An 18,147-nucleotide genomic window follows, 5' to 3' on the forward strand; every position below is an offset into this window, starting at 1 on the left:
TTAGAACTCCACTTTAATATTTCTACCCGAATAAGCCACCGTTTTCTGCCGGCCATCCGGAAGAATAATATTGAAGTTTCTTTTTTCAATCATTCCTTTATATTTTCCTTTGCGGCTATCTATGGTAAGTGTATGGGATTTGTTATTCCAATGCATTGGTATTTCCGTGTAATCTCCTTTTTCGTAATTATAATTGTCAAATTCGTCTTCATATAAGATAAAATCTGCATCTGAACCTGGATAAACTTTCAAGGTTAAATTATCCCATTTCTTTTCTGTAGCATACTGGACATCGGGGCCAAATGGAATAATGCTTCCATCTTTTATATACAATGGGATGCTATGGATATTGACTGTTTTTTCGATTTCTTGTCCGCCCTTGTATTTTGTATTGGTCCAGTAGTCGTACCATATAGAACCGGATGGAAGATAGACTTTCACAGTTTTATTCTGGGTGAAATCTACATCAGTAGCAGAAGGTCCTTTTTTAGTTTCCTCTTTTTTATCCCAGCCGTTCTGTTCGTTGGTTTTCAAAATTTTCTCGGGAGTATATTGTGCATTCAGTATAGGAATAACCAAGAAGGATTTCCCGAACATATATTCACTATTCATGTTCCAAGTCTTTTTATCTGTTGAAAAATCCATTGCAAGCATTCTCATAAAACTTGACTGATTTTTAGAAACATCCCACGAAACGGAATAGATATAAGGCAGTAAACTGTATCTTAATCTAATAAATTTTTCAATGGCATCATATACAGGCTCTCCTCTTTTTCCGAACTGATAGATTTCTCTCGGAACATCTGTTCCATGTGAACGCATCATTGGGGTAAATGTTCCGTATTGTAGCCAGCGTACATACAATTCCTGAAACATAGGATTTTTTGATCCTGAACTTTCATTCCAGCCTTTTTTATATGTTCCTGCAAAAAAACCACCGATGTCCGAATTGAAATTAGGGTTTCCGGTGAGGGTAAAATTCAGACCCGCAGGAACCTGATTTCGTAAAGATTCCCACGAAGAATTAACATCCCCAGACCAGGTATTGGCTCCGTATCTTTGCTGGCCTGCATATGCTGACCTTGTAAGAATGAATACTCTTTTGTCACTTGTTGTAGCACGCTGATGGTCATAAACACCACCAACAGCTATTAATGGATAAGCATTTCTTACCTTTCTGAAAGAGCCTAAATATGTTTGTGTGTCTAAATCTTCCGGCTTCTGGCTGAGATGATCCGGTTCAGTAGAATCCATCCACCAGCTGTCTACGCCAAGGCTGAAAACACCTTTGTTCAGATATTTCCAATAAATATCTCTGGCTTCCGGATTATAAGCATCGTAAACACGCACTCCGGAAGGATAATTCATATCAGGAGGCCAGACTTCTCTGCCAGATTCCGGCCAGGTTTTGAAATTAAAAAGCATTCCTTTTTTATCCATTTCACGGTAAGGATTGGTCATCGGACCGAATGATGACCAGATGGAAACAGACAAATGCGCATTCATTCCGTGGATGTCAGTAATCATTTTTTTAGCATCAGGAAAATCCGGGCTAATAAAATCCATCGCATTCCACTGGTAATTGTTTCCCCAATATTGCCAATCCTGAATAATTCCATCTAAAGGAACTTTCAAATCACGATATTTTTTTACGACATCAACAATCTCACTCTGACTTTTATAGCGTTCTTTACTTTGCCAAAAACCGTATGTCCATAATGGGGACATGGAGACATTTCCGGTAAGCTCACGCATTGAAGCAACTACTCCATCAGCATTTCCTCCATACATAAAATAGTAATCCACCCCTTCTCCTACTTCAGAAGAAAATGATGTTTTCAGAATATTATCGGTAAACTGAGTCGGAGACTCATTATCCCAAAAAATGCCGTAACCTTTTAAAGACTGGAAGAAAGGCACAAAATCCCAGGTATTGTTCTGCACCATTCTGATGTCCTGATTCCGTTGGGATAATTTTCCGTTTTGAAGGATACCCAAGCCATAAATAGGCTCATCTTTTTCCAACTGAAAAGACTGGGTTACTGAATAAGTTTGTTGCCCGGCATCATTAAAAGATTTAAAATCACACCCTTTTTCTTTCAGAAGCTGTTTTCCCGATAATGTGGTATAATCTATCTCTCCGTTTTTTGTATTAATGGATATTTTTAAAGCATCCGTTTTTACTAATAAAATATCTTTCTTTTCTGCAACAGTAAATTTTATTCTTTGTTCCTGCTTGGTTACTGACCAACTTTTTTTCACAAATGATTTTCCTGCAGGATATTTAATGATCCGTACTGTGTGAGATCCGTAAAATCTCACTTCCATATTTAGATCAGCCGCAGAAAAAATTAATCCCGTGTCTGTTTTTTTGTATGACTGCGCGTTCGCATATTGCCCGGTTATGAAGACTAATGGGGCCATGATGATATATGCTTTTATTTTCTTAAAATTTATTCTTGTTATCATGGTTTGAATTAATTTTTCAGACTGATTTTGTTTATTCAGATCTTAACTGAGCTGAAATTGCCTGCTGATCAATATTCTTAAAAAGCAATTGAGAAAACAGATACAGATCATTCTTCCAGACTTTGAAATCGTGACCGCCCGGTTCTACATAAAAAATGTGAGGAATATTATTCTGAGCCAGATAATCGCTTGTCCTTCTACTGAAAGGCATCAGTCTATCCTGATCTCCGCAGGAAATCCATAGCAATTTTAGTTCGTTAGCTTTGGTGGGCTCTGGAAGCAGTTCCTGAGGTTCTTTGGTATTGGGGGCGGAAGAAAAGCCGCCAACCCAGGCAAATTTGTCGATATTTTCTAAACCAAAATTCAAGGTTTGTCCACCACCCATTGACAATCCTGCTATCGCCCGGTTTTCCCTCTCTTTTTTTACAGGATATTTTTTTTCAATGAAAGGTATAAGATCATTCAGTAAATCTTTTTCAAATGTTGCGAAAGCTTCCACCTTGTCTTTTGACATAATATCACCTATCGCTCTGTCGTCTTTCATCGCTCTTCCATTGGGTAATACGACAATCATGGGAGTTAGTTTTCCCTGAGCATAAAGATTGTCAAGAATAATCTGAGGTGTTCCGTTTCTGAACCATTCTTTTTCGTCTCCACCAATGCCGTGAAGCAGATACAAAACAGGATATTGAATCTTTTTTTTGAAGCCTGGAGGTGTATATACCAAAGCTCTTCTCTGCGTTCCCACCGTTTTTGATTCATAGGTTATAGTATCAATTTTCCCATGAGGACTTTCTTTCCTTTCAACATCAAAACCCTGAGGGGCCATTTTATCAAAAGTCTGTGCGGGAATAAACACTACTGATAAGATAAGACCTAACGCTAATGCAATTGATTTATTCATAATTTTTATTTGTATTTTTTACACTTATTAATTTAGATAAAAAAATATTATACAAATAATATTTCATCATCTATGCAACCTTAATCTAACTACTTATTGTATGAGCGAAGAATCCGTAATTCTGAAAAAATCAACATCAACAAAACCTCCTGTACTTTTTGTGGCATAATTAAAAATCGCGAATTTAGATCCCATGAATAACCTTCTGTAATCAAAAATCATTTTATAGTCTTTTTCCATAACCGTCCAGTTTTTCTGGTCGGTGCTATAAGAGAAATCTGCCAAGTCTTTTCCAAGGTTAAAATCTGCTTCAATACGAAGATAAATTATACCCGCAGCTAAAGGAATTCGCTTTTTTTCTTCCTTTTTCACTCCTATAATCGCTTTCGTTTTATTATCTAAACTAACTTCATTAGTAGAAAAAGTCAGAAATTTCTGATTGCCTTCTTTTACAATTGATAACAACCCTGAATCTCCGTTAAATGCACTGAAACCTGTAATATCACCGTCCTTCATTCCTTTTAAATCTAACGCAACAATAGCACTTGATTTTGGACCGGTCATTCTTTGCGTTAAAGTATTTGGAGCAGCATAAAGATTATCTACCACACGACTTGTTTTCAGTCTTATAAATCCTTTTCTTTCAGATAAAGACCAGGCTTCATTCATAGGATTGTGATTCCATTGCCATTGGATTTTCAATTTTTTATCTGAAAACTCGTCACTTTCTACGATGCTATTTTTAGGTTTAAAAGGCGAAAGCGGAATTTCACCGTTCAAAGGGATTTTTCCGTTATACCCCAAAACCGGCCAGTCATTTTCCCACTGGACAGGAATCAAAATAGGGACACGTCCTACTCCACCTCTGTCCTGAAAAATAAGCGAATACCAGTTGCCATTTTTATCATCAATCAAAGCGCCTTGACCAGCGTAAGAGAATCCGAGAAAATTATCTTCCAGAATCACTTTTTTCTCATAAGGACCGGTTACTTTATCTGCTCTGTAAACTTCCTGACGGCGTTTTTCACCTTTAGGCCAGGAAATCATCATCATATAATATTTTCCCTTCCTTTTAATGATCTGGTTACCTTCCAGAAGTCCAGTTTCTGATGAATCTCTCTGAAAAACAACAGTTCCGTCTGGATTTCCGATAATCTCTTTAAAATCAGCACTTAATTCAAAAACTTTATTGGAAGTGAAAACATAAACTTTGTTGTCATCATCAAAAAGCAAAGAAGCATCGTGAAAATGTCTGGTTCTGCTAATGAGCTTCCAGTTACCTTTTTCGGGATTGTCCGTTACATAAAAATAGGATCTGAAAGGCTCATCATTCGGAGAAAACAAAACGTAATATTTTCCTTTATGATAGCGGATAGAGGACGCCCATTGTCCCCTGCCGTACACTGTTCCGTTAAGCAGATCATACTTAGAATTATCATTCAGTGTATCGAAAACATAGCTTGCCATTTCCCAATGCACTAAATCCTTAGAATGCATTATTGGAGCTCCTGGCATTAAGTGCATGGTGGTACTGATGAGATAAAAATCGTCACCATTTCTGGTCACCGATAAGTCCGGAGCATCAGCCCAAATAATAGGATTGGTAAAGGCGGTCGTCTGCTCTTTTTGAGCAGGATTTACCTGGGCCGAAAAGAGATTCAGCCCAATAAATCCATAAAAAGAAACTATATGAAGTGATTTGTTAATTTTCAAAACTTTAGTATTTAATGTCTGCGTTACTTTTTTAATAATCACTGGATGACAGGTTTGGAACGTTGACCTGAAGCAGCCCGACTTGAGCGGAAATCCTTTTTATAATTGCGATTGATGGAAAGTTCAACAGATTGCTTCACGTTGTTCGCAATGACAAAAGATTGAGAGCGGAAGGCGGATTAAGCTGCCATAAATGTCATCATCTCATTTAAAATCTAGTTAGGTTTAATATCGTTAGATGAAGTGCTATACAAACCAATCAAGCTTCCTGTAAATCCACCTGCAACATCAGTAGAAAGAATATCTCCTGAAACCGGACCTCCAAGGTTTTTAAAGTTTTTGCCATCTAAGGAATAATTAAAATAATGTTCGTCTTTTTCACCTATCACCTGTAATGTGGCACTTTTTGAAAGTGAAATTTTTTCACTGGCAATTAATTTTGATTCTCCTTTTTCAGTTCTTTCCAAAACGATATAATAATCTTTATCTTTTTTTGTAATTCCGAATACATAGTTGAATCGTTCACTTTGATAGCAAGTAATTCCTGCCAGTTCTTTTTCTGATTTCGGCTTAAAATCCAGCATTACAGAAGCTTCAAAGTCTTCATGCTGCAACCTGTGAAATAATGCCGAAATTGGAGCAAGAGCTTTAATATTCGTTTCAAAAGGATTTATTTTCACTCCATTTTTGGAAATACTAATGAAATTCTCACGTGGCCCGCGCATTGCGATCCATCGGTAGTCCAGACTTTTATCAGTCAGTTTATCAGAATATGTAAAGTTTCCGTTCGGGAAAAATCCGTTTTGTCCGGCCTGATCTTTTACGCCTTCCGGTAATTTTAATTTTGGTTTCATCGGAACCAGTCCGTTTTGAAAAACAGGATACGTTCCGCTCCAGTCAACAGGAAGAATAAAAGTTTCACGACCACTGTTTACTCTGTTCTTTACATTGGGGCGAATCGCTAAAAAGACACCATAATATGTACCATCCGGGCTCTCAACCAAATCGGCGTGACCCGCCCAATCTACTTTATCTTTTCTGTCTTTCGGAAAATACCGCTGTGTCAAAATAGGATTATTCATCGCAGGAACAAACGGACCTTTCGGAGAATCCGACATAAAAATAACTTCGCTGTGATTACCTCCTGTTCCGCCTTCGGCACACATCAGATAATATTTTCCGTTCTTTTTATATAAATGCGGACCTTCTATCCAGATTGGTTTTTGGGAAAGATCAACACCTCCGTTTACAATAATTTTGTCTGAACCTGCAACTACCTGATCTTTTTCCAGATCATAATCCCACATCTTGATGACACGGTGACCGTTATACTGCTCAGTTCCTTTTGGTGGGGCATCATTGTGAACGATATAAGCTTTACCATCATCATCAAAGAAAATCGAAGGATCGATGCCATCAAAATTCAGCTTTTGAACTTCGCTCCATCCTTTTGCAGGATCTTTGGTTTTCACAACCATATTTCCAATTCCGCCGGCAATCTGCGTGGTGATCATATAGAAAGTATCATTATGCTTATTATATTTAATATCAGGTGCATAAATTCCTTGTGATACGCCTGATTTTTCTACTTTCAGCTGTGAAGGTCTGTCCAGAACGTGTCCTAGCTGTTTCCAATTAACCAGATCTTTGGATGTGAAAATCGGAACACCCGGAAACATTGAAAATGAAGAATTTACCAGGTAATAATTGTCACCTTTTCTGGTAATACTTGGATCCGGATAACATCCCTGAAGAATCGGAGAATAAAATTCGTCCTCTCTCAAAGGATTGTTTGTGTATATTTTATCATTTCCATGATAGGAAAAGTCTGAGAAAGTCTGTGCTGAAACGTTGGCAAAAGATAATAAGGCAACAGCAGCCATCAACGTTGTTTTCTTTTTTAAAAATATCGGATTCATTGTTTTCTGGTTCATTATTTTCTCTTTATGTGATTGTTATTTGATTTTAAATTCTTTCTTAAAATTTTGATTAAGGTCAATTGGTACCATTCTATTTTATAAATAACCTGAAGCCCCTTTCTATTGATGTTCTTTTTTCATTTTTAAAATATAAGTTCTTCCTGCTTCTGTTCGCAAATCATAGATGAATCTTTCTTTTATTTTCACTGGATTTAATTGAGCTTCAGGAGAAATCAAAGGTTTTTTGATCATTGGAATTTCAAAATAAGGATTTTCATTTTTTTCCGATGCTGCTTTTAATACGCTTTTTCCTTCTAAATCCAATTCATTAAGTGCACTGATTCTACAATTTCCTCCAAGATTTGATTTGATGATGACCTCAGTTGCCTGATTGTCTTTCCAAACCATGCTGACTTCAAAACCACCATACGTTTTCAGTCCGGAAATATTTCCGTTTTTCCATTCGTCGGGAAGTGCGGGTAAAATGTCGATGCTTCCGTTTTGTGTCTGTAAAAGCATTTCTGTAATTCCTGACGTACAGCCGAAATTTCCGTCGACCTGAAACGGCGGATGTGCATCGAATAAATTCGGATAGGTTCCTCCTTTTTCGCTCCAACCGTCTTTTTCCACTAAAGTTAACTGGTCTTTTATTAATTTATTCGCGTGATTTCCCTCTAATAATTTAGCCCAAAGATTAATTTTCCAGCCCATCGACCAGCCTGTAGAAACATCACCACGGTGTATTAAAACCGTTTTCGCAGCATCAAAAAGTTCTGGCGTTGTGAGAGGATTGATTTGATTTCCGGGAAACAATCCATACAGATGAGAAACGTGCCTGTGATTGTCTTTTGGGTTGTCCCAGTCTTCAATCCATTCCTGGAGCTGACCATACCTTCCGATTTTCATCGGTGGTAATTTGGAAATGATATTGTTCCAAACCGGAATTTTATCTGAATCTAGATTTAAAATTTGTGCTGCTTTTTTTGTTTTGCTGAACAGGTCAAACATCAACTGGTTATCCATCGTATTTCCTGCCGCCAAAGCACTTCCCTGATGTCCTTGCGGAATATTTTCGGGAGATATAGACGGACCTACCACCAACCATTTGTGCGTCGGTTCTTCAATCAGAAAATCTTCATAAAATAAGGCGGCAGATTTTAGAACGGGATAAATGGATTTGAGATAATTTTTGTCTCCGCTGTACAAATATTTTTCCCAAAGATGCTGGGAGAGCCAGGCACTTCCCAATGGCCATTGCCCGGCATTAGCAAAATCCACCACACCAGTAATTCTCCAGATGTCGGTGTTGTGATGCGCTACCCAACCACGGCTTTTGTACATCACTTTTGCCGTTTCTGCCCCCGTTACACTCAAATCTTTGACCATTTGAATTAATGGTTCGTGCATTTCCGGCAAATTGGTTTTTTCCGCAGGCCAGTAATTCATTTCCGTATTGATGTTGATGGTATATTTGCTGTCCCACGCCGGTTTGTTGGAATTGTTCCAAATTCCCTGAAGATTGGCTGGCTGACCACCCGGTTGTGAAGAAGAAATCAGGAGATAACGCCCAAACTGATAATATAATGAAACAAGCTCAGGATCATAACTGGTGGCGAAATTTTTAATACGAATATTGGTAGGAAATTGTGACGCAGGAGAAGTTCCGATACTGAAGTCCACTCTTTTGAAATATTTCTGGTAAGCGTTGATATGATTTTTAAATAAGGTATTGAAGCTTTTATTTTTGATTTGAGTAATGTATTTTTTACTTTTTGAAACTTCGTCGGTATTTAGAGTTTTATAGTCTGTGAAATTGGTGGCAATTGAAATCAAAATCATTACTTCATCTGCATTGGTTATAGAAATTCCGTTGCCTGAAACTGAAATGGTTCCACCTTTGGAAATGAATTTTGCCAGCGCATTAAACTTAACCTGACCCTGAACGCCGTCTAATGTGGAAGAAAGTCCGTCCATTTGCAAAGTATTGGCATCAATCGCCTTCGTATTTTTTTTCAATTCGCTGTTGAATCCAGCACTGAAATTCAGTACATTTTTTTTGTCTGAGCTCAGTTTTATCACAATTACCTGATCCGGAATTGAAGCAAAGACTTCTCTTTTATAATAAGTTCCGTTGGAGGAAAACGTAGTTGTTGTTATTGCTTTTTCAATATCAAGCTCACGATAATAATCCTTAACATCGCCAAGATTATTAAAATCAAGATTCAAATCTCCGATATTCTGAAACGCAGAACCGTGAAGTGTTTTTGCCGTTAAACCTTTATTGGAAAGGGTTTCAGCTCTTTTGTAATTTCCATTAAAAAGATAGTAACGAATAGAATCCAACACTTTGGGACCATCAGGATTATCGTTTCGGGAAGGACCACCTGACCAGAATGTGCCTTCGTTCAACTGAAACTTTTCTTTTGAAGGATCTCCAAAAACCATTGCCGCCAATCTTCCATTTCCAACAGGTAATGCTTCTACCCACTGTTTTGCAGGCTTGTCATACCAAAGCTTATATTTCCCACCTTTCTGTGCAGGGGAAAAGCCACTAATGAAAAGACAGATTATTAATATGCAATGATTTACGTTCATTTTCACTTTTTATATTTCATTAATTTCAAACCGAAATTTCAGTTTTTTTCCTGTTGATCAACCAGATAATTCCCCAAGCCGCAACGTAAGAAACACCAGCAATGAAAAATATAATATTGTAGCCTCCGTTGATATTCCCTGCTTTTTTAAATGTGTCCAAGACAATTCCGATGAAAAGCGGGAATATAATCCCTGCAGCTGAGCCCAGCATTCCGCCAAAGCCAATCACAGAACTTACATAATTATTGGGTAATTTATCACCCACCGTTGTCATTAGGTTCGCTCCCCAACCCTGATGTGCTGCTGTTGCAAAAGCAATGATCATGGTAATGAGCCACATATTGTCTACATATTTTGAGAACATTACCGGAACGACCATCAGAGCAAACAAGAGCATAGTGAAGCTTCTGGCTCTTCCGATTGCCCAGCCTTTTTTAATTAAAAATGAAGAAAGATAACCGCCGCCAATACTTCCAATCGTGGTTCCGCTATAGATAATAATCAACGGAATGGAAGGTTTCGTTAAATCCATTTTAAAAACATCTGCAAAATAAGCAGGTAACCAGAACATAAAGAAATACCAAATCGGATCTGTAAGGATTTTTCCCACAGCAAAAGACCATGTTACTTTGTATTTTAATAATTCTGACAACGGAACTTTGGATTGTTCCTGTGTTTTTCCATCCTGATCACTTTTAATATACTGTAATTCTTCCTGACTCAGTTTTTTAGTTTTTTCCGGAATTTTATAAAACCGCCACCAAAGTACAATCCATAATAATCCGAGAGCACCAATCCACACAAAGGTTTCCCGCCATCCGTAATGCCCAAGAATGAATGGCACAAGAAGCGGTGCTAAAATGGCTCCAACCGTCGCTCCGGAGTTGAAAATCCCTGTTGCCAAGGCTCTTTCTTTTTTCGGAAACCATTCTGCCACAGATTTTATAGCTGCCGGAAAATTTCCTGCCTCACTGATACCGAGGGTACTTCTTGCAATGATAAATCCAATTGTACTTTTTACAAAACCATGCCCTATTGAAGCCAGACTCCAGACAATCAATGAAACAGCATAACCTATTTTGGTTCCCACCCTGTCGATCAACCTTCCCATCGCAAGATATCCAATAGCATAAGTCGTGGTGAATGCCATCACAATGTAGCTGTAATCTTTCTCATCCCAACTGAATTCTTTTTCAAGAACAGGCTTCAGCAAACCCATTACCTGACGGTCAAGATAGTTGATCGTGGTGGCGAGAAAGACCAAAGACAGCATAAACCATCTTATATTACGATTTTTAGGAGCCTGCATTTAGTGTCGATTAAGTTGTTGCAATAAGTTCTGAACTTTTTCCGTGAGCTGTTCTGCTATAAAATCTTTGTTGATAAGCGAACTGCCCAATCCAACAGCAACTGCGCCACCCTTAAGCCATTCTGTAATATCATCAAAGTCAGCATTGATTCCTCCGGTTGGCATATAATGCATTCCCGGAAAAACAGGCTCAATAGATTTGATATATTTTTTACCTAAAGCATCAGCCGGGAAAATCTTCACTAACCGAAGTCCGTTCTGAAATGCTACATTAACATCGGAGGGGGTAAAACATCCCGGAATTAAATTGATGTTTTTTTCAACAGAATGTTTTACCAATTCTGCGCTAATGACAGGTGTAATGATAAAATCTGCTTTTGCACGAGCATAATCATCCATCTCTTTTATATTTTTTACGGTACCTATTCCCAATAAAAGTTCCGGAAACTCTATAGAAGAAATTTCCTTCAGTCTTTCAAAATTTTCCAATGCCTGATTTCCGCGATTGGTATATTCTATTACATGGATTCCCCCTTCGTACAAAGCTTTTATGATCCTTTTTGAAACTTCAAAAGATTCGTTGTAAAAAAGTGGGACAATTCTCTGGTCCTTTATTTTTTGTAATAGTACACTCATAATTTTTCAATTTTAATGGTATCATTAATGGTATCACCTTTAATAAAGAGCTTTTTGAAAGCGACTTTTGTGGCATCTTCTAAAATTTGCTCTGTAGGATTTCCTTTTAATGTTCCGTGAATCAACGCTGCCATAAATGCATCACCGCTTCCTACTCTTTCCTCTATTTTATCTGAATGGTATTGTTGCGAAATCAAAAGTTTTTCATCAGTATATAAAGTCGCAAAATAATTTACCGCTTCGCCACTCGTGAATCGGAATGTATTTGCTATCGTTTCAACATTGGGATACATTTTCTGAATTTCCGATGCCGATTTTTCTGCTTGTTTTAAAAGATTTTCATCATCAGAATTTCCATTCAATTCATATTCAACAGGAATATGCAGAAATTGCTGAACAGACCAGATATTTCCCATCAGAACATTCACCAAAGGCATCATATGTTTTATTTTATCTGAAGGATTTTTGTCTTGCCAAAGTGCAGCACGATAATTTAAATCAAGAGAAACCTGAATGTTTCTTGAAGCTGCTTCCTTCATTAAATCCAGACATTTGATGTAAGCTTTTTCACTTAAAGCAGGTGTAATTGTACTGATATGCATCCATTTCACCTCTGAAAACACATCATCTAAATTGAAGGCGTCAAAATCCGACTGTGTAAAAACCGATGGAAAACGGTCGTAAATTACCGATGTATTTTGCATATCACCATCCGAAGAGAGGTAAAAAGTTCCGATTCTGCCTTTACTTTTCTCGGCAAGTACCTCGATTCCTTTATTTTTCAGCTGAGATTCCAATTGGATTCCCAGGAAATTTTCAGGCAGAGCCGAGAGAAATTTTACCGGGTTTTTCCAGTGCGCAAGAGCTGTGGCAACATTATATTCTGCACCACCCACAAAGATTTTCACTAACTGGTTATTCATCCAGTTTCCATTAGAATCCGGAGCAAAATGTAAAAGCAATTCTCCGAAACAAAGTATTTTACCTGACCTTGAATGTTGCATAATCATTTAAAATCTAAAATAGTTTTTGGTATTATTAAAACAAATATCCTGAATGATGCTTCCCACCCATTGTTCATCATCCGGAAGTAGCCCGGCTTCCATTTCGCTGCCGAAGATATCGCAAAGCAATCTTCTAAAATAATCGTGTCTTGAAAAAGACAGAAGACTTCGTGAATCTGTGAGCATTCCAATAAAAGTGCTGATAAGTCCAATATTGGAAAGTGTGTTTATTTGCTTTTTCATTCCCTCCATTTGATCTAGAAACCACCATGCTGCACCTAACTGTATTTTTGATTTAATTCCGGCTTCATTAAAATTCCCAACGAGCGTTGCCAATACTTCATTGAAAGACGGATTAAGGTTATAAACTATCGTTTGGGTAAGTTTCCCTGCAGTATTCAGTTCATCGAACATCATGCTCATTCTTTGGGCAAAATACTGTTCACTAATGGCATCATAACCGGCATTAGTTCCTATCGTATTCAGCATTATTGTGTTATTATTCCGTGTGGCTCCTATATGAAACTGCTGAACCCAGTTTTTTTCGGCATACATTTTACAAAGCTCTTTCAAAAGATGGCCAGACAAAGCTTCTGGATCTGAAAATGACTTTTTATTTCCAGTTAAAAATTCTTTGAATTCATTTTCTAAGGCAGTACTCCATTTCTTAGTATCAGGAAAATATTCCAATCCATGATCGGAAATCCGAGCTCCGTTTTCATGAAAGTACTGAATTCTTGAATAAAGGGCTTCCAGTAAATCTGAAGTCGATTTTATATTAATTTCACTAACCTTCTCCAATTTTTTAATCTGACGGAGGTAGTTCTCAGTGTTTATTATATTAATATAACTGTCCGGACGGAAGGTAGGGAGAACCCGAGTGGTAAAAGAGCTATTTTTTATTGTCTTATGATATTGAAGATTATCAGCAGGATCATCTGTTGTACAAAGAGTTTCCACATTAAAATTTGTAATGATGGATTGTGGTAAAAATCCAGGCATTTGGAGATTATCATTCATCTTATGATATACGGAATCTATATTTTTTAAGGATAAGTATTCTTTAATCCCAAATGGATTATTCAGCTCCATATGTGTCCAATGAAACAGTGGATTGCGGAGTGTGTAAGGGACAACTTCTGTCCATTTTCTGAATTTTTCTTGATCAGATGCATCCCCGGAAATAAATTTTTCTTCAATTCCGAAATTCCTCATCGCTCTCCATTTGTAATGATCCCCATCCAGCCAGATTGCTGTGGGAGATCTGAAGTTTTGATTTTTTGAGATGACATCCGGCTCCAGATGATTATGATAATCAATGACCGGCATATCTTTCGCATACCCAAAATATAAATTTTCTGCGGTTTTAGAACGTAGAAGAAAAGATTCGCTGAAAACATCTTTGCGATCTACAGTTTTAATATTGGTCATGTTTATTCAGTTCATTTACTATTAAAAAAACAGGGTCTTAGGCAATAGCTATTGACAAAAAGACCCTGCCAACTAACTGTATATTTTATACTCCGCTGAAAGCACTGAAACCTCCATCAACAGGAACTAAAGCGCCTGTAATAAAGCTTGCTGCATCTGAACAGAGAAATTGTACAATACCATTAAGCTCTTTTGCTTCTCCAAATCGTCCCATTGGGGTTTTAGCAATAACCTTTTTACTCCTGTCCGTTAAAGATCCATCGGGATTTAATAAAATCGCACGGTTCTGGTCTCCTATAAAAAATCCGGGAGCAATAGCATTTACACGAATTTTATCACCATATTTTATAGCTAAATCCGAAGCCAGCCATTGTGTGAAATTGGTAATTGCAGATTTAGCCGCGGAATATCCTGCCACTCTTGTGATTGCAGAATATGCCGCCATTGATGAAATATTGACAATACTTCCGCTACCCCGTTCTGCCATTACTTTTCCGAAAACATAGCTGGGATAAACAGTTCCGTTGATATTAAGGTTTGTTACCTCATTCCATCCTTCAATATTCATGTCTAAAAAAGACTGGTCTGGAGAAAGAGTTGCTGCTGGAATATTTCCACCAGCTATATTAAGGAGAATGTCAATCTTCCCGAATCTTTCAATGATCTTCTTTGAAGCTATTTCCAGGTTTTCGATATTCATAACATTGGCTTCCACAGCAAAAGCATCACCACCTGATTCCTGAAGTTCTTTGACGCAGGCATCTAAAGTTGCCTGTTTTCTTCCCAACGCAACCACTTTTGCCCCGGCTTCAATAAAGCTTTTAGCAAGGCTACTTCCCAGAACCCCTGAGGCACCGGTGATCACTGCTACTTTATCTTTTATACTAAATATTTCGTTCATTTTAACTTTTTAGAATTAATTACAAACTGTAGCTTTATTTTTTTTCCAATTCCATCTGTACACTTGCCATTACCCCTTCGATCTGTCCTAGGGCCAGCATTCTTCCCAAAAATGAATATCCTGGATTGTAGCCTTTATCAATATCATCTGTCAAAAGCCTTCCATGATCAATGCGCATTGGAAGGTCCGGATTTTCTTTTTCAAATATTCGAACAACCTCAACGATTTTTCCTCTTCCTTCCAAGTGATTTGCTTCTATAAAATCTCCATTCGGAAATACATTGGTACTCCTCAGGTGGACAAATTTTGTGCGTGAAGCATATTTCTGAGCTAATTTCGGAACGTCATTCTGAAGTCCTGCACTTAAGGAACCCGTACAAAACGTAAGCCCGTTATGAGGATTGTCAACGGCGTTCAAAAACCAGTCAATGTCTTCTTCACATGTTATAATTCTTGGTAAACCTAATAATGAAAATGGGGGATCATCGGGATGTACACACATCTGAATATTGTACTCTTCACATACGGGCATGATTTTCTCAAGGAAGTATTTCATATTTTCACGAAGCTGATCTTTACCAATTCCGTCATATAGTAACAATAGCTTTTTAAAAATAGCTACAGGATTCTGGTCATCTTCCTTAATGTTTCCATTTACAAAGCCTTGAGTTTTCACAATGACCGAATCAATCAAATCATTGTTATCCTTATCAGTAAGGGTATTTTTGAGTTCTCTTACTTTATCAAGAATTTCTGAGCTATATTCTTTTTCTGCACCTTCTCTTTCAAGGATATGTATTTCAAAGTAGGCGAACTTAGCCTTATCAAAATACAATGATGATGAACCATCCTCCCATTTATGGTAAAGGTCTGTACGGGCCCAATCGAGAACGGGCATAAAATTGTAACAAACAGTTTTAACTCCTGCTTTTCCTAAATTTCCGAGGCTAATGATATAATTTGCTATTAAATGGTCTCTGTCCTCTCCTCCGTATTTGATAGATTCGCTCACAGCAAGGCTTTCAACTACAGACCAACGGAGTCCGAAACTTTCTATATATTCTTTATACTCATTAATTGCTTCTAACGGCCATATTTCCCCGTTTGGGATATCATGAAGTGCAGAAACAATACCCTGGACGCCTATCTGACGGAGCATGTTTAATTTTATGTTGTCTTTTTTACCGAACCAACGCCATGTTTTTTCCATATTCTCTATAAATTATTTTCATTAAACAAAGCAGGTGTTTTTAAGGACACCTACTTTGCTTCTTAATATGAATGTGAAAAATTAAATTAATTGTAACCTGGATTTTGATATTTAGCTTTTATATCCGCAGATACTTCCATTGCATCAAGTTGTCCCTGAGGAATAGGTCTGAGATAATGATACGGTAGTATCGTTCTGGTAACTGTCTCTGGGGTGTGATTTCCATATGAAGCTCCGCCGATCTGATAGGTGGCTGCATATTCACTCCATTTTTGAGTACGTACAAGATCATACCATCTGTAAAACTCACCATAATATTCACGTGATCTTTCTGCAAGGATATAATCAATGGTAATATTCGAAGGTGTTGCCGCAATCATTGCCGCACTGTTATCTGCCGTATAAGCAGCATTCTGAGCATTGTTAAATTTCCATTTGCCTGCACGGGCACGGATTACATTAATAAGATCTTTGGCTGTCATTGCTCCTGTAGCTCCTTTCACAGCCGATTCTGCTGCAATAAAATAGAATTCTGAAAACTTCGCTACACTGAAAGGACGTGTTAAAGATGCATTTGGATATCCTAAGCCGTTCGGATCATCGGTACGGTAAGTTCCTATTTTCCATAAACCAGGATACACGATTCTGCTGATCCCATTTGGAGCAATAACCCAATCTGCTCTTCCGGCTAAAGTTCCTGCTCCTACACCGTTTTGTCCCGCTCCAGAAGGATATGCAGGAGTCTGCGTATCATCATTAAGGAAACTAAGGATAGCGCCCCCCGGTTGTACAGGTAAATTGTTTGCGTTATATAACACTGGTACACCCGTAAGACCGGTCCCGTTTTTATTCCAGTTTCCTCTGTATGTAGTAACAAAGGTACCATCGTAACGCGAGTCATTGGTTTTATCGGCAAATGTATTTTTAATAACCCCCAGGGTAGGACACATACGAACCCATGGACGCCCGAAGGGCTGAGCCGCTTCACGTTGCACTGGACTTACAACATCTGCCCCTGCCCAGGCTGTTGTTTTACTGCTTTTTATGGCAGTATAATTCCATGTCTGCATCCACGCTGCAAAATTATCCGGAGCCCAACCTGACCCAAACCCTACAGGATCTCCTTCGTTATAATATGTACTTGACTGCGTGTGATCTGCATACAGCATACATTCGTTGTTTCTGTCATTAGAACCCACATTTACATCGTAAAAAGTAGGCTGAAGCCCATAACTTCCGGGGCTGGTAATTCCCGCCATTGCTATATCATATGCTTGCTGGAAATACCATTGGGCATTATGACCATCAGGGTCACTCCTTGAAACTTCAGGATAAGTAGGAATATTGTTCGGATTCTGCAGCCACCATCCATAAGTAAGATAAGCTTTTGCCAAAAATAATCTCGCTACGTTCTGTGTCACTCCTCCCGTTACCCGTGGTGATACAGGCAAGGTTTCAATTGCTTTTTTAAGATCAGGAAAAATAGCTTTTGTATATACTTCAGTAACAGTGTTTCTTGCGGAAGTTGTAGCAGGTAAAGTATTAAACTTTAATTCCCCGGCACCCAGATCCAATGGAACTCCTCCATATGTCTGAACCAACATAAAATAATCGAACCCTCTGAAAAATCTGGCTTCAGAAATCATTGACTCTGCAATTCCGAATCCTGGTCCCTTTTCTATAATCCCATTGGCAGTATTAATATAAGGAAAAACCGATCCCCAGATCATACTGGTCGGGAAAGTATTGGAATTAATATTACCGTTTCCTGACATATCAAGTTCTTTGAAGTTACCATCTGCACTTTGTGCCCAGGTAGATTCATCGGTTCCATTCTGACAATTGCTCATAAAGTATCCGTTACCATAGAGCAATCGTAACTGTCTGTACAGGGAAGTAAAACTCTGGTTGATTCCATCCGGCGTACTAAAGTAGTCAACAGTGTATGTTGATCTTGGCTGTTCATCAAGAATTTCATTACATCCTGTAAATGTTAATGATAAAAAGATTGCTCCTAATATCAGTTTTTTGTTAAAATTTATCATGACTGTACAGT

Annotated in this window: 12 protein-coding genes; all 12 read right to left on the reverse strand. The window is 38.0% G+C overall.

Annotated features, from left to right (window positions below):
* The 12 genes from J7E44_RS04450 to J7E44_RS04505 all read right to left on the reverse strand — a co-directional run bounded on the left by J7E44_RS04450 (position 1) and on the right by J7E44_RS04505 (position 18,136).
* Positions 1–2,469: a glycoside hydrolase family 31 protein gene (locus J7E44_RS04450; protein ID WP_251040472.1), complete on the reverse strand. Its 2,469-nt coding sequence runs from the start codon at positions 2,467–2,469 to the stop codon at positions 1–3.
* Between the two features lie 31 nt (positions 2,470–2,500).
* On the reverse strand, positions 2,501–3,373 hold the full coding sequence (locus J7E44_RS04455) for an alpha/beta hydrolase (protein ID WP_214825981.1): 873 nt from the start codon (positions 3,371–3,373) through the stop codon (positions 2,501–2,503).
* Between the two features lie 93 nt (positions 3,374–3,466).
* On the reverse strand, positions 3,467–5,086 hold the full coding sequence (locus tag J7E44_RS04460) for a glycoside hydrolase family 43 protein (protein WP_214825983.1): 1,620 nt from the start codon (positions 5,084–5,086) through the stop codon (positions 3,467–3,469).
* Positions 5,087–5,301: 215 nt separating this feature from the next.
* A complete protein-coding gene (locus J7E44_RS04465) occupies positions 5,302–7,020 on the reverse strand; it encodes a glycoside hydrolase family 43 protein (protein WP_214825985.1) in 1,719 nt (572 codons plus the stop codon).
* Positions 7,021–7,125: 105 nt separating this feature from the next.
* A complete protein-coding gene (locus J7E44_RS04470) occupies positions 7,126–9,600 on the reverse strand; it encodes a glycoside hydrolase family 95 protein (protein ID WP_214825987.1) in 2,475 nt (824 codons plus the stop codon).
* Between the two features lie 25 nt (positions 9,601–9,625).
* On the reverse strand, positions 9,626–10,909 hold the full coding sequence (locus tag J7E44_RS04475) for an MFS transporter (RefSeq protein ID WP_214825989.1): 1,284 nt from the start codon (positions 10,907–10,909) through the stop codon (positions 9,626–9,628).
* Positions 10,910–11,545 (reverse strand): bifunctional 4-hydroxy-2-oxoglutarate aldolase/2-dehydro-3-deoxy-phosphogluconate aldolase, encoded by a 636-nt coding sequence (locus tag J7E44_RS04480; protein ID WP_214825991.1) that lies wholly within the window; start codon positions 11,543–11,545, stop codon positions 10,910–10,912. It lies immediately after the preceding gene.
* A complete protein-coding gene (locus tag J7E44_RS04485; protein ID WP_214825993.1) occupies positions 11,542–12,549 on the reverse strand; it encodes a sugar kinase in 1,008 nt (335 codons plus the stop codon). The genes J7E44_RS04480 and J7E44_RS04485 overlap by 4 nt, the downstream gene beginning before the upstream one ends.
* A gap of 6 nt (positions 12,550–12,555) precedes the next feature.
* Entirely contained in the window at positions 12,556–13,980 is a 1,425-nt protein-coding gene (gene uxaC, locus J7E44_RS04490; RefSeq protein WP_214825994.1) for a glucuronate isomerase, read from the reverse strand.
* An 85-nt stretch (positions 13,981–14,065) separates the two neighbouring features.
* On the reverse strand, positions 14,066–14,881 hold the full coding sequence (locus J7E44_RS04495) for an SDR family oxidoreductase (protein WP_214825996.1): 816 nt from the start codon (positions 14,879–14,881) through the stop codon (positions 14,066–14,068).
* A gap of 34 nt (positions 14,882–14,915) precedes the next feature.
* The gene (gene uxuA, locus J7E44_RS04500; RefSeq protein WP_214825998.1) at positions 14,916–16,091 is read right to left on the reverse strand and encodes a mannonate dehydratase; all 1,176 of its coding nucleotides are present in this window, start codon (positions 16,089–16,091) and stop codon (positions 14,916–14,918) included.
* 86 nt (positions 16,092–16,177) lie between these two features.
* Positions 16,178–18,136 carry a RagB/SusD family nutrient uptake outer membrane protein gene (locus J7E44_RS04505; protein ID WP_214826000.1) on the reverse strand — a complete coding sequence of 653 codons (1,959 nt, stop codon included), beginning with the start codon at positions 18,134–18,136 and terminating at the stop codon, positions 16,178–16,180.
* Between the last annotated feature and the right edge of the window lie 11 nt (positions 18,137–18,147).

The sequence above is a fragment of the Chryseobacterium sp. ISL-6 genome (assembly GCF_018613715.1).
Lineage (GTDB): Bacteria > Bacteroidota > Bacteroidia > Flavobacteriales > Weeksellaceae > Chryseobacterium > Chryseobacterium paludis.